1 protein-coding gene is annotated in these 15,731 nt (G+C 46.7%); it reads left to right on the top strand.

Annotated features, from left to right (window positions below):
* The first annotated feature begins 15 nt into the window (after positions 1-15).
* Positions 16-15,702, top strand: coding sequence for a non-ribosomal peptide synthase/polyketide synthase (locus tag SIO70_RS28605; protein ID WP_320576652.1), 15,687 nt, complete (start codon positions 16-18; stop codon positions 15,700-15,702).
* Positions 15,703-15,731 lie beyond the last annotated feature (29 nt).

The following is a 15,731-nucleotide window of genomic DNA, read 5'->3' as shown; positions in this document are numbered from 1 at the left end:
GGTAAAGAGATCCACATGAATACCCTATTAAAGGAAATAACAGATAACAATATTCTTCTCAAGGTGGAGAAGGGAGAATTAAAAGTTTTTACCAATGGCACTGCAATAAGTGAAGATCTTGTTGCCAGAATAAGAGCACGGAAAAAGGAGCTGATTGAGTTTGTACTTAGTAATACACAGCAGGAAACAAATGAATCCTTCATTACTCATATTCCAGCTATACCGGCGCAATCCAGTTATCCATTGTCAGCTGCCCAGCGTCGTGTATGGGTACTAAGTCAGCTGGAAGAAGGGAGTATAGCCTACAATATTACAGGTGCGTATGTATTGAGTGGTTCGCTTGACAGCAATTCACTGGAAAGAGCATTTAATACTTTGATAGCACGTCATGAAATCCTGCGTACCGTATTCTGTGAAGATGAACAGGGGGAGGTACGTCAATATATTCTGCCTTCAATTGATTTTAAAGTTCACTACCAGGATCATGTGGCCGCAGCAGATACGCTGCTGGTAGCAGACTTTAACCATGCATTTGACCTGGCTAGTGGCCCGTTATTGCGGGCCCGCCTTTATCAGTTGTCAGCAGGCAAGTGGTTATTCAGTTTTGTCATACATCACATCATCAGCGATGGTTGGTCAATTGGCGTTTTTATACAGGAGCTATTGCATGTATATAATGGTGGGGGCACATTACCACCGTTGCGTATCCAATATAAGGATTATGCAGATTGGCAGGCGGCGCAGTTAAGCGGTGCAGCATTAGAAGCGCACCGTGCATACTGGCTGGACAAATTTAAAGGAGAATTACCCGTATTGGATCTTGTTACAGACAAGGTTCGTCCGCTGATAAAAAACTATTCCGGGGCTAAAGTAGAAAGACAATTATCGATTAACCTTAGCCGCCAACTGAAACAACTGGTCAATGCAGCCGGATCAACCCTGTTTATGGGTTTGTTGGCCGCGGTAAAGACCTTATTATACCGGTACACGGGCCAGGAAGATATTATTATAGGTACTGCTGTAGCTGGCCGTGAACAAATGGAGCTCGAACAGCAGATCGGGTTTTATGTAAACACGCTGGCACTCCGCTCCAGGTTCAATGGATCGGATAGCTTTGATTCATTGTTATCAATGATCCATCAGCAGACCCTGGAAGCTTATGCACACCAGGTATATCCTTTTGATTCGCTGATCGATGAGTTGCGTTTACATCGCGACATGAGTCGTCATCCGCTGTTCGATGTATTTGTAGTTTTCCATAATGAAATAGAAGAACAACATACAGGAAGCCTTAGTATTACTCCGTTTAAGGATGACATCCATATCACTTGTAAATTTGATCTTCAGTTTGATTTTACAGAAGACGAGGATAGCATACAGGTGAGTGTTACCTACAGCCCTGATATCTTCCAGGCTCCACGGATAGAGCGGTTAGTTGCGCATTTTGAACAATTGCTATCAGCAGTGGTGGCAGCGCCGGCGACTCCATTACGCAAATTGAATTATTTGTTGCCGGGAGAGCGCGAGCAGCTGGTATATGGTTTTAACGATACTAATCATCTGTTCCCGGCAGATAAAACGATCATAGACCTTTTCCGGGAACAGGTATTGATCAGACCAGATCATCCTGCTGTAAAATACAACGATACAAGTCTGAGCTATAGTCAGCTGGATGGGATCACGAACCAGGTGGGTGCATACCTGCGTAAAGAATATGGTATAAGTGCCGGCGACCTTGTAGGTGTGCAACTGGAACGTAGCGAATGGCAGCTGATCTGTCTGATCGGTGTACTGAAGGCGGGAGGTGCTTATGTGCCTATCGATCCGGCTTTTCCGGAAGAGCGCCGGCAATATATTGTATCAGACAGTAAATGTAAAGTTGTTTTGACTGCAGCTGCACTTGCACAATTGCAGGCAGCACTGCCAGCATACAGTACGGAAGCATTTACAGCCGGCACCACCAGCCGTGATCTGATGTATGTGCTTTATACTTCAGGTTCAACCGGCCGTCCAAAAGGTTGTATGCTGGAATATCGTGGCGTAGTGAACCGTTTGAACTGGATGTGGCGTGAATATAGTTTGGGTAGCAATGATATTATTCTTCAAAAGACATCTTTCACTTTTGATGTATCAGTCTGGGAGATATTCCTGCCATTATGCGTAGGAGCAACAGAAGTGTTATGTCCTGCAGAAGATGTTGCTTCCCCCGGGCGGTTGTTATCACTGATCAGCCGGGAGGCTGTCACCTGTCTTCATTTTGTACCATCTATGCTTAACAGCTTCCTGGGCTCTGTTGTAGATGCGGCTTTATTGAAAAGTGTCCGGATGGTGATTGCCAGCGGCGAGGCACTGACACCAGCCACAGTAGAACTATGGTATGAACTGGTAAACATACCCTTACACAACCTGTATGGTCCTACGGAAGCATCTATAGATGTGAGTTATTATGCTACCCGGGCAGAAGAAGTGATCATCCCGATCGGGCGTCCGATATGGAATACACAGTTATACATTTTAGGTGCAGATAATGAAGTGTTGCCGACAAGTGTAAGAGGTGAAATCTGTATAGGGGGTGATGGACTGGCGCGTGGCTATCTGAATAATGCAGCGCTGACGGAAGAGAAATTTACAACAGATCCTTTTATTTCAGATGGTCGTCTTTACCATACAGGAGATATTGGTTACCGTACCGCAAATGGACTGATCGTATACGCAGGTCGTAAAGATGACCAGGTGAAAGTACGTGGCTACCGGATAGAACTGGGTGAGATCGTGCATGCCTTACAGCAATATGAGGATATCCATGAAGCAACGGTGATAGCCCGTAAAGGAAACGACGGCGAAAATGAGTTGATCGCTTATGTAACTGGTAGGGAAGTACTGGAATGGAATAAGATCCGCACTTATCTGTCAGCCATACTGCCGGCATATATGGTACCAGCTTACTTCATGCAGCTGGATGCCATGCCATTAAATGCGAGTGGAAAAACAGATCGTAAAGCATTACCAGTTCCGGATAGTTTTTCACTGTCACAGTATATGGGTGCACGTACGGCAACAGAAGCAGCCTTGGTAGCTATCTGGAGTGATATACTGGGCATCAGCAAAGAGAAGATAAGTGTAAATGATAACTTCTTCCTTTTGGGTGGGCATAGCCTGAAGGCTACCCGGTTATTGAGCCTGTTTTACCGGACATTTGATGTAAAGTTATCCCTGAAAGATATCTTTAATCATCCTTTATTGGAAGATCAGGCAGGTTTGGTAGATACCGGTATACACACAATATTTGAACATATTCCTGCAGCTGTACCACAGGAAAGTTACACATTGTCCTCAGCACAGCGGCGTTTGTGGATACTGAGTCAACTGGAAGGTGGAAACGTAGCTTACAATGTGCCTGCTGCCTATGAGTTTAATGGGCCATTGGATGTTGCCAGATTAGAAGGAGCGTTCAATGCACTGATCGCCCGTCATGAGATTCTGCGTACTGTTTTCCCTGAAGCGGAAGAGGTGCGCCAGTTCATACTACCCGGTATTGATTTCTCCATTAAGAAGATCGATCTGCGCGGTACTACGACTGATGTGGACAGGCTGCTGAAGCACGATTTTCTGGCACCTTTTGACCTTGCCTGTGGTCCGTTATTACGCGCAACGCTGTACCAGTTGACTGATCAGCAATGGATCCTTGGATTTGTGATGCACCACATCATCAGTGATGGTGTTTCCGTGGTGATACTGGTCAATGAGCTGCTGGAACTATACAAAGGAAATAATGACCTGCCTGCACTGCGCATTCAATATAAAGACTATAGTGAATGGCAGTCGCAGCACCTGCAGGAAGCGGACCGTCTTTACTGGCATGAACAGTTATCCGGCGAACTCCCTGTGCTGGAGTTATCCGGTGCAAAGTCCCGTCCAGGTATAAAAACCTATGCAGGTGGGATCGTCAGCGGTTTTTTGGGCAGTGACCAGACCGACCAGCTCCGTCAGTTATTACACGAACAGCATGCAACCCTGTTTATGGGACTGCTGGCCTCTGTGAATGTGTTGCTATACAAATACTCCGGCCAGGAAGATATCATTATCGGCAGCCAGATCGCAGGCCGTGAACATGCAGACCTGGAAGGTCAGCTAGGTAACTATCTGAACACGTTGGCACTTCGTAGCCGATTTACAGGTAAGGATAGTTTTTTATCCTTATTGAGTAATACCCGTCAGCTGACGCTGGATGCCTATGCACACCAGTCATATCCTTTTGACGCATTGTTAGATGAACTGGTATTACAACGGGATTCAGGCCGTCATCCGCTGTTTGATGTATCTGTAGTTTTGCAGAACATGGAGTCTTTATCGCCTGTCATTGGTGAGTTGTCGATTAACAGCTATGATGCGGCTGCTGAGACAATCAGTAAATTTGACCTGGCCTTCAATTTTACAGAATCAGATGGAGGTATCCGTGCAGATCTTGTCTACAACAGTGATATTTATGATAGGCATACAGCAACGCGTTTATTACATCATTTCGAACAGTTATTGTTGTCAGTAATCGCTGCTCCTGCTACCACATTATGGCAACTCGATTACATCGGCGCAAATGAACGGGAACAACTTTTAACAACTTTCAATCATACTACTGTTCCTTATCCGCGAGACAGTTCCCTGGCAGCTGTATTTTCGGCCCAGGCCAGACAAACCCCGGACAAGGTAGCTATCATATATGGAACACAGGTTTATACCTACAAAGAGCTGGATGAACGTTCCAGCCGGTTAGGTCACTACCTGCGTGAGGAATACGGTATAGGCCGCAATGACCTGGTAGGTATTATGGCCGACCGTTCAGCCGACCTGCTGGTCGCCATCCTTGGCATCCTGAAGGCGGGAGGTGCTTACGTTCCCATCGATCCATCCTATCCCGATACCCGCAAGTCCTTCATGCTGGAAGACACGGGTGCACGTGTGCTGATCACACAGAGTGATTATCTGTTCAGCCTGGACTATTACACAGGTCACATTTTTGCCCTGGATATCCAGCTGGAAAATCTTACCACCCCGGTTACCACTCCTGCGGAAGTCAATGCCGCTACAGACCTGGCATACGTGATGTATACCTCCGGTTCCACCGGTCATCCGAAGGGCGTGCTGGTCACCCAGCGGAGTGTATTGCGGCTGGTGATCCCCTGCAACTATGTACCACTGAGTGGTGATGAAACTTTACTATGTACAGGTTCGCTCTCCTTTGATGCGACCACCTTTGAATACTGGAGTATGCTGCTGAGTGGCGGCCGGCTTGTGATGATCAGCCGTGATACGCTGCTGGATGCTTCTCTGCTGGCTGATGAAATACAGGGAAAGGGAGTAAACACCATGTGGTTCACTGCAGGGTGGCTGCATGAACTGATTGACAGCAACCTGTCTGTATTCCAGGGCTTACAGACTGTGGTAGCCGGTGGAGATAAACTTTCCGGTCCGCACATCGCACGTCTGCGTGAAGTCTATCCTGCTCTGCACATCGTCAATGGTTATGGTCCGACTGAGAATACCACTTTCTCACTGACCTATGAGATCGGCAATGCTACAGATATCATCCCAATTGGTTATCCGATCAGTAACAGCCGTGCATATATCCTGGATAATGCCGGTCAGCTATGTGGTATTGGCGTAAGAGGGGAGATCTGTGTGGGAGGAGATGGAGTGGCAATAGGTTACCTGAACCAGGCATCGCTGACAGCAGAAAAGTTTATCAGTAGTCCGTTTGTCGAAGGCGATCGTCTTTATCGTACGGGCGATACGGGTTACTGGCAGGCAGATGGCGCCATCATATTTACAGGTCGCCGGGATGACCAGGTTAAGATCCGTGGCTTCCGTGTAGAAACAGGGGAAATTGAACATGCGTTGGAAAAGCATGAAGCTATCAATGCAGCAGTTGTAACCGTATATGAACAGGAGTTAGCAGCCTATATCACATCTGACACCACGTTGAACATTCCGGCATTATCCGCGTGGCTGGGTAGCCAGTTGCCGGTCTACATGCTGCCCTCATACTATATCCAGCTGGAATCGCTGCCGCTGACAGCGAATGGCAAGGTAGACCGCAGACAGTTACCATCACCGGAAGTCGCTACAGCAACGATGTATGTGGCGCCACGCAATGAAACGGAACAGCAGCTGGCAGACATCTGGAGTGAGCTGCTTGGATTGAACCGTGAAAAGATCAGTGTAAAAGACAATTTCTTTCTGTCAGGAGGTCACAGCTTACGAGCCATCCGCCTAACGAGTCAGTTATATAAAACATTTGAAGTAAAGATCTCGTTGAAGGATATCTTTGAAAACCCTGTACTGGAAGACCAGGCATTATTATTAAGGGCTTCAGGTCAAACTTCATATGTACCGATACCATTGGCAGAACTGCAGGAAAGCTATGTTCTCTCTTCTTCACAACGGCGTTTGTGGATACTGAGTCAGCTGGAAGATGGTAATGTAGCTTACAATGTGCCTGCTGCCTATGAGTTTAATGGGCCATTGGATGTTGCCAGATTAGAAGGAGCGTTCAATGCACTGATCACCCGTCATGAGATTCTGCGTACTGTTTTCCCTGAAGCGGAAGAGGTGCGCCAGTTCATACTACCCGGTATTGATTTCTCCATTAAGAAGATCGATCTGCGCGGTACTACGACTGATGTGGACAGGCTGCTGAAGCACGATTTTCTGGCACCTTTTGACCTTGCCTGTGGTCCGTTATTACGCGCAACGCTGTACCAGTTGACTGATCAGCAATGGATCCTTGGATTTGTGATGCACCACATCATCAGTGATGGTGTTTCCGTGGTGATACTGGTCAATGAGCTGCTGGAACTATACAAAGGAAATAATGACCTGCCTGCACTGCGCATTCAATATAAAGACTATAGTGAATGGCAGTCGCAGCACCTGCAGGAAGCGGACCGTCTTTACTGGCATGAACAGTTATCCGGCGAACTCCCTGTGCTGGAGTTATCCGGTGCAAAGTCCCGTCCAGGTATAAAAACCTATGCAGGTGGGATCGTCAGCGGTTTTTTGGGCAGTGACCAGACCGACCAGCTCCGTCAGTTATTACACGAACAGCATGCAACCCTGTTCATGGGACTGCTGGCCTCTGTGAATGTGTTGCTATACAAATACTCCGGCCAGGAAGATATCATTATCGGCAGCCAGATCGCAGGCCGTGAACATGCAGACCTGGAAGGTCAGCTAGGTAACTATCTGAACACGTTGGCACTTCGTAGCCGATTTACAGGTAAGGATAGTTTTTTATCCTTATTGAGTAATACCCGTCAGCTGACGCTGGATGCCTATGCACACCAGTCATATCCTTTTGACGCATTGTTAGATGAACTGGTATTACAACGGGATTCAGGCCGTCATCCGCTGTTTGATGTATCTGTAGTTTTGCAGAACATGGAGTCTTTATCGCCTGTCATTGGTGAGTTGTCGATTAACAGCTATGATGCGGCTGCTGAGACAATCAGTAAATTTGACCTGGCCTTCAATTTTACAGAATCAGATGGAGGTATCCGTGCAGATCTTGTCTACAACAGTGATATTTATGATAGGCATACAGCAACGCGTTTATTACATCATTTCGAACAGTTATTGTTGTCAGTAATCGCTGCTCCTGCTACCACATTATGGCAACTCGATTACATCGGCGCAAATGAACGGGAACAACTTTTAACAACTTTCAATCATACTACTGTTCCTTATCCGCGAGACAGTTCCCTGGCAGCTGTATTTTCGGCCCAGGCCAGACAAACCCCGGACAAGGTAGCTATCATATATGGAACACAGGTTTATACCTACAAAGAGCTGGATGAACGTTCCAGCCGGTTAGGTCACTACCTGCGTGAGGAATACGGTATAGGCCGCAATGACCTGGTAGGTATTATGGCCGACCGTTCAGCCGACCTGCTGGTCGCCATCCTTGGCATCCTGAAGGCGGGAGGTGCTTACGTTCCCATCGATCCATCCTATCCCGATACCCGCAAGTCCTTCATGCTGGAAGACACGGGTGCACGTGTGCTGATCACACAGAGTGATTATCTGTTCAGCCTGGACTATTACACAGGTCACATTTTTGCCCTGGATATCCAGCTGGAAAATCTTACCACCCCGGTTACCACTCCTGCGGAAGTCAATGCCGCTACAGACCTGGCATACGTGATGTATACCTCCGGTTCCACCGGTCATCCGAAGGGCGTGCTGGTCACCCAGCGGAGTGTATTGCGGCTGGTGATCCCCTGCAACTATGTACCACTGAGTGGTGATGAAACTTTACTATGTACAGGTTCGCTCTCCTTTGATGCGACCACCTTTGAATACTGGAGTATGCTGCTGAGTGGCGGCCGGCTTGTGATGATCAGCCGTGATACGCTGCTGGATGCTTCTCTGCTGGCTGATGAAATACAGGGAAAGGGAGTAAACACCATGTGGTTCACTGCAGGGTGGCTGCATGAACTGATTGACAGCAACCTGTCTGTATTCCAGGGCTTACAGACTGTGGTAGCCGGTGGAGATAAACTTTCCGGTCCGCACATCGCACGTCTGCGTGAAGCCTATCCTGCTCTGCACATCGTCAATGGTTATGGTCCGACTGAGAATACCACTTTCTCACTGACCTATGAGATCGGCAATGCTACAGATATCATCCCAATTGGTTATCCGATCAGTAACAGCCGTGCATATATCCTGGATAATGCCGGTCAGCTATGTGGTATTGGCGTAAGAGGGGAGATCTGTGTGGGAGGAGATGGAGTGGCAATAGGTTACCTGAACCAGGCATCGCTGACAGCAGAAAAGTTTATCAGTAGTCCGTTTGTCGAAGGCGATCGTCTTTATCGTACGGGCGATACGGGTTACTGGCAGGCAGATGGCGCCATCATATTTACAGGTCGCCGGGATGACCAGGTTAAGATCCGTGGCTTCCGTGTAGAAACAGGGGAAATTGAACATGCGTTGGAAAAGCATGAAGCTATCAATGCAGCAGTTGTAACCGTATATGAACAGGAGTTAGCAGCCTATATCACATCTGACACCACGTTGAACATTCCGGCATTATCCGCGTGGCTGGGTAGCCAGTTGCCGGTCTACATGCTGCCCTCATACTATATCCAGCTGGAATCGCTGCCGCTGACAGCAAATGGCAAGGTAGACCGCAGACAGTTACCATCACCGGAAGTCGCTACAGCAACGATGTATGTGGCGCCACGCAATGAAACGGAACAGCAGCTGGCAGACATCTGGAGTGAGCTGCTTGGATTGAACCGTGAAAAGATCAGTGTAAAAGACAATTTCTTTCTGTCAGGAGGTCACAGCTTACGAGCCATCCGCCTAACGAGTCAGTTATATAAAACATTTGAAGTAAAGATCTCGTTGAAGGATATCTTTGAAAACCCTGTACTGGAAGACCAGGCATTATTATTAAGGGCTTCAGGTCAAACTTCATATGTACCGATACCATTGGCAGAACTGCAGGAAAGCTATGTTCTCTCTTCTTCACAACGGCGTTTATGGATACTGAGTCAGCTGGAAGATGGTAATGTAGCCTACAATGTTCCAGGCGCCTATGTCTTCGAAGGTAACGTAGACAAGGAACGTCTGGAAGAAAGTATTACCCGGTTGATTGCCCGCCATGAAATATTACGTACCATTTTCCTGGAAAGTGAAGGTGATGAAACCCGGCAATTAATATTACCTGCATACGCTTTTAACCTGTCTTATATTGACCTGCGGGATCAACCGGATAGAGTCAGTGATCTGCTGGAACAGGATAGCACGCACGTTTTTAATCTTACAAGGGGACCATTGCTGAAAGCTGGTTTATACCAGTTGTCGGACCATCAATGGATTTTCAGCTATGTGATGCATCACATTATCAGTGATGCCGTTTCAATGGAAATATTGATCACGGAGCTCCTGGAATACTATAAAGGAAATGAAACTCTTCCGGCCCTGCGTATTCAATATAAAGACTACGCTACATGGCAGTACCAGCTACTGACCAGTGAAGATCATCAGCAGGATCGGAATTATTGGCTAAATCGCTTTGCAGGTTCGCTACCCACACTTGAACTGTTATCAGACAGACCCCGCCCTTCAGTAAAAACATACAATGGCAGTGTCATCAACAAAACGCTGAATCGTTATACAAACAAAGGTTTCAGAAAACTACTCTCACAGCAGGATGCTACCTTGTTCATGGGCCTGCTGGCAACTGTGAACACGCTGCTATACAGATATTCGGGGCAGGAAGATATTATTGTTGGTTTCCCGGTTGTAGGTAGAGAGCATCCCGATCTGAATGGTCAGATAGGTTTTTATGTAAACACGCTGGCACTTCGATCACAGTTCAGTGGGGAGGATAGCTTTATTGCACTGCTGTCTGCCACCCGTCAGCTCACTTTAGATGCTTATGCACATCAGCGATATCCATTTGATCAGCTGGTAGAAGATCTTCAAATGAAACGTGATATGAGCCGCTATCCATTGTTTGATGTGGCACTTTCATTACTCAGCGAAAGCCGGCAGATGGAGAATTCCGGTATTGACCATTTAAAAATTTACCCTTACAAGAGTGATACAACTGTAACCAGCAAATTTGATCTTCAATTCACTTTCAGCGAATCTGCCGAAGATCTCCACTTAACCCTGCTGTATAATACAGATCTGTATGATGCCGGCATGGCCAATTATCTGGTGGAACACCTGGAACAATTGCTGAACGCCATCATCGCCTCACCGGAAACAGCGCTGAGTAAACTGGATTATATCAGTGCAAATGAGCGGAAAAAGTTGCTGTTCGGTTTTAATGATACCGCGGCTGTATATCCACGTGACAGTACAGTTATGCAGGTATTTGAAGAGCAGGTGTTACGCACACCATCAAAGGCTGCGGTAATATTTGAAGATACTGTCTGGACATATACTGCGCTGAATGAAATCACCAATCAGCTTGCTCACTATCTCAGGCATAGCGCGGGTATTCAACCAGGAGATTCGGTGGGACTAATCCTGGACCGGTCAGATAAGCTCATGATCGCCATTCTGGGCATATTAAAAGCTGGTGGCGCTTATGTACCTGTTACGCCTGATTACCCGTCAGAAAGAATAGATTTCATGCTGACTGACAGCCATTGCAGATTAGTCTTTGATGAGCAGGCATGGCATAACTTTTATAGTATCAGGAATGATTATAGCAGGGCAAATCCTACCCCGGTTAATACCGCGACAGACCTGGCCTATATTATGTATACCTCCGGGTCCACAGGCCAGCCTAAAGGAGTGATGATTGAGCACCGGGGTATCCTGCGGTTAATCATCCCCTGCAATTATGTTCCGCTTACCGGCAATGAAGTGTTATTGTCCACCGGTTCTATTTCCTTTGATGCCACCACATTTGAATATTGGAGCATGTTGCTGACCGGTGGTACATTGATTTTTGCTCCCAAAGAAGTATTGCTTGATGCCAGCCTGTTGGGTGCTACTATCCGTGCAAAAGGCGTAGATACTATGTGGTTTACCTGTGGATGGTTGTATGAGCTGATTGATAAAGATATTACGGTATTTGAAAACCTGAAAGCAATTATAAGTGGTGGGGACCGGGCATCTTTGGCACACCTGTATAAATTATATGATACCTATCCGGCATTGCAGATCATCCATGCATACGGGCCAACTGAAAATACAACCTTTTCACTGATGTATCCTATTTCTGGCAAACCCGATGTGTTGCCAATAGGAAAGCCATTGAACAATGATAGTGTATTCATCCTTGATAAAAACCTGCAGCAATGTGGTATAGGCGTTGCCGGCGAGATCTGCCTGAGTGGTGATGGACTCGCCAGGGGATACCTGAATCATCCGGAGCTGACGGCTGAAAAATTTGTACCCAATCCATTCCGCGATGGTGAACTAATGTACCGTAGTGGTGATATTGGCCGCTGGCTGCCCGATGGAAACATTGTATTTGTAGGCAGAAAAGATAACCAGGTAAAGATCCGTGGATTCAGAATAGAGACCGGGGAGATAGAGCATGCACTCCATAAGATCCCTGCAATCATTTCCGCAGCAGTAGCTGTCCATCCCGGAATAAACGACGAAAAAGAACTGGTAGCTTACGTGGTAAGTGACGATACTCTAAATGCTTCTTACCTCTTAACACACCTGGAGAAGATGTTGCCAGCCTATATGATGCCTGCACACTATGTGCAGCTCGCCTCCCTGCCGCTGAACGCCAATGGTAAACTGGACAGAAAGATGTTGCCGGCACCTGCAGGTATCGGATTGGAAACCGGTATCGATTATGTAGCACCCCGAAATGCTGCAGAACAATGCCTGGTGGATATCTGGCATAAAGTACTGGGCAAAGAGCGGATCAGTGTAAAAGATAATTTCTTCGAATCAGGTGGCGATAGTGTAAAAGCGACAAGAGTAGTGAGTCAGCTGTATCGCGATGCGAATATAAAAATAGGATTAAAAGAGATCTTTACACGGCCGGTGCTGGAAGACCTGGCAATTGTACTTACAACCACATCTGCTACGGCATTCACCGGAATTTCCCCTGTTCCTGTTCAACAGGGATATGCATTGTCTGCTGCCCAACGCCGCATATGGATCATGAGCCGCATTGAAGCCGCCAGTGTAGCCTATAATGTAGCAGGGGCCTATGAGTTTAAAGGAAAGCTGGATATGCAGGCATTGGAACATAGCCTGACAACCCTGGGTGAGAGACACGAAGTACTGCGTACAGTGTTTCGTGAAGTAACACCGGGAAATGTACAACAGGTCATTCTGCCACAAAGCTCAATCAGGGTAGCTTATACTGATCTGACCGGGGCGGACAGCCGGTTGCATGAACTGATACAGCAAGATTTTTTCCGGCCTTTTTCGCTGGCAGATGGTCCGCTGTTGAGAGCTGCCGTTTACAAGGTAGCTGATGATAAATGGATATTCAATTACGTGATGCACCACATCATCAGCGATGGTCGTTCTTTAAATGTACTGATCCGGGAATTGCTTCACTTATACAATGGAGGAGAGGCCCTGACACCGTTGCGTATCCAGTACAAGGATTACGCGGCATGGCAGGTGCAACAACTGACCGGCGAGCATTTGCAGGCACACCGTTCCTATTGGTTGCAGCAATTTGAAGGGGAACTGCCCATACTGGGCATCGCAGGCGATAAACCCCGTCCGGTAGTAAAAACGTATAATGGCGGTGGTGTACATAAAATATTCCATGCTGATATCGCCGGCAAACTGCTTCCATTTTTGCAGCAACACAATGCTACGCTGTATATGGGATTATTGGCAGCAGTCAACGCTTTAATATATAGGTATACCGGACAGGAAGATATTATCATTGGTAGTCCTGTCGCCGGCAGGGAGCATATAGACCTGGAATCGCAGATCGGCTTCTATGTAAATACCATTGCATTGCGATCCCGGTTCAACGGAGAGGAAAGCTATCTGTCCCTACTTGAGAAAGTTCGTCAGCAAACCATTGATGCATATTCCCACCAGGTATATCCATTTGATGAGCTGATTGAACAACTGAAGTTACAACGTGACATAAGCAGACACCCATTGTTTGACGTATCTGTAGTGCTGCAGGAGCATACAGGCGATGCACAGCAACAACAACTACAAGCACTCGAAGTCACTGAATATAGTGAAGGAAATAAGTATACCAGCAAGTATGACCTGGCATTTGATTTTATGACTACGGGTGAAACCATTCATGCAAGACTTATATATAACAGTGATATATTTTTTAGTGATACCGCTACCAGGATACTGGACCACCTGGAGCAGCTATTGCTGGCAATACTGACGGCACCGGCAACACCACTTGACAAGCTCAGTTATTTATCCGTGTCCGCGCAGGAAGAGGTGCTGCATACCTTTAATAGTTCCAGTGTCCAATATCCGGCGGACAAAACAGTCGCAGCATTATTTGCAGAACAGGCAGCACGCACACCTGATCAACCAGCACTGGTAGCTGGAGACATCAGCCTGACCTATGCTGAATTGAATTCCCAGGCTAACCAACTGGCGCATTACCTGATCAATACTTATCAGCTGCTGCCAAATGATCTGGTAGCGATCAGCTTCGAACGTGGTGAGAAAATGATCATTGCCCTGTTGGCTGTACTTAAAGCAGGTGCTGCGTACATACCAATAGATGTGGATTATCCCGCTGAGCGTATCAGTTATATGCTATCGGATAGCGGCAGTAAGGTATTAATAGATAAAACAGCACTGGAACGCTTTAGCCGCGTACAGGATGCCTGGTCTGTTGAAAACCCGGTCATATCTACTACGCCGGACGACCTCGCTTATTGTATCTATACATCAGGGTCTACTGGAAAACCTAAGGGTGTATTAATCAGTCATCATGCATTGGTGGATTATTCCTATGCCATCAGAAGCCGCACGAATATCGACAGCTGTCAAACTTTTGGATTGGTATCTACAATCGCAGCGGATCTCGGCAATACCATCATTTACACATCCCTGCTCATTGGCGGATGCCTGCATGTGTTCTCTACTGCGGATGTAATTAGTACTGAAAAGATGAGTGCCAACAGGCTCGATTGCCTTAAAATCGTACCCTCTCATTTTGCCTCATTACAACGCAAAGGAAAATTGTTTGCACCGACAAAGTGCCTGATATTCGGTGGTGAAAAACTGACAGCAGACGTGCTTGATATAATTAAAACCGGTGCTGGAAGCTGCGAGGTATATAATCATTATGGCCCATCGGAAACGACTATCGGAAAACTGGTCAATCGTATTGATCTCAGCTCTTATGATAGTATTCCATTGGGACGCCCATTTGGGAATAATTATGTATATCTGCTGGACAACCACTTGCAACCAGTACCGGTAGGTGTACCAGGAGAGATCTGTATAGGTGGTTCAGGCCTTGCAAAAGGATATCTCCATCAGCCATTATTGACAGCTGAAAAGTTTGTGGCGGATCCTTTTAAACAAGGCAGGCGGATATACAAAACCGGCGACCTCGGACGCTGGCAGCCTGACGGAAATATACTCTTCCTGGGGCGGAAAGATGAACAGATAAAAATCCGTGGATTCAGAATTGAACCTGGTGAAATAGAACAGGTAATACAGCAATATCCTGGTATTGCACAGGCATTAGTGATCCCTGACAGGAATAACCTCATTGGATATGTTGCAGGATCTGCAAATATAGATATAGCAGCGCTACGTACCTGGCTCCTGGGCAGATTGCCTGCCTACATGATTCCAACATGGTTGATGCCGCTGGAGAAATTGCCCATTACACTCAATGGAAAGATTGACAAAAAAGCCCTGCCATCACCTGATTATGATGCACAGCGTCAACGCTCCACATATGTCGGTAGTCGTAATCAGACAGAGCAGGACCTGGTAATTATCTGGGGCGACGTGCTGGGATTGGATACGGAGAAAATAGGTGTAAACGACAGCTTCTTTGAACTGGGTGGACATAGTATTGCTGCTATTAAGGTGATGTGGAAAATTCATGAACAATTCGGCATCGAGCCTGATATGACTGCCTTTTTTAATAGCCCGGATATTGCAACTGTCGCTGCCGAAATACAAAACATACTTTGGATGAAAGCATCAACAGATACACCGGCATCTAAAGTGACAACGATCATTTAAGCTGATTTGAAATCTCATTTTAAATTGTT

It is taken from the genome of Chitinophaga sancti (assembly GCF_034087045.1).
GTDB classification, from domain to species: domain Bacteria; phylum Bacteroidota; class Bacteroidia; order Chitinophagales; family Chitinophagaceae; genus Chitinophaga; species Chitinophaga sancti_B.
This window is presented reverse-complemented; position numbering and strand designations above follow the sequence as displayed.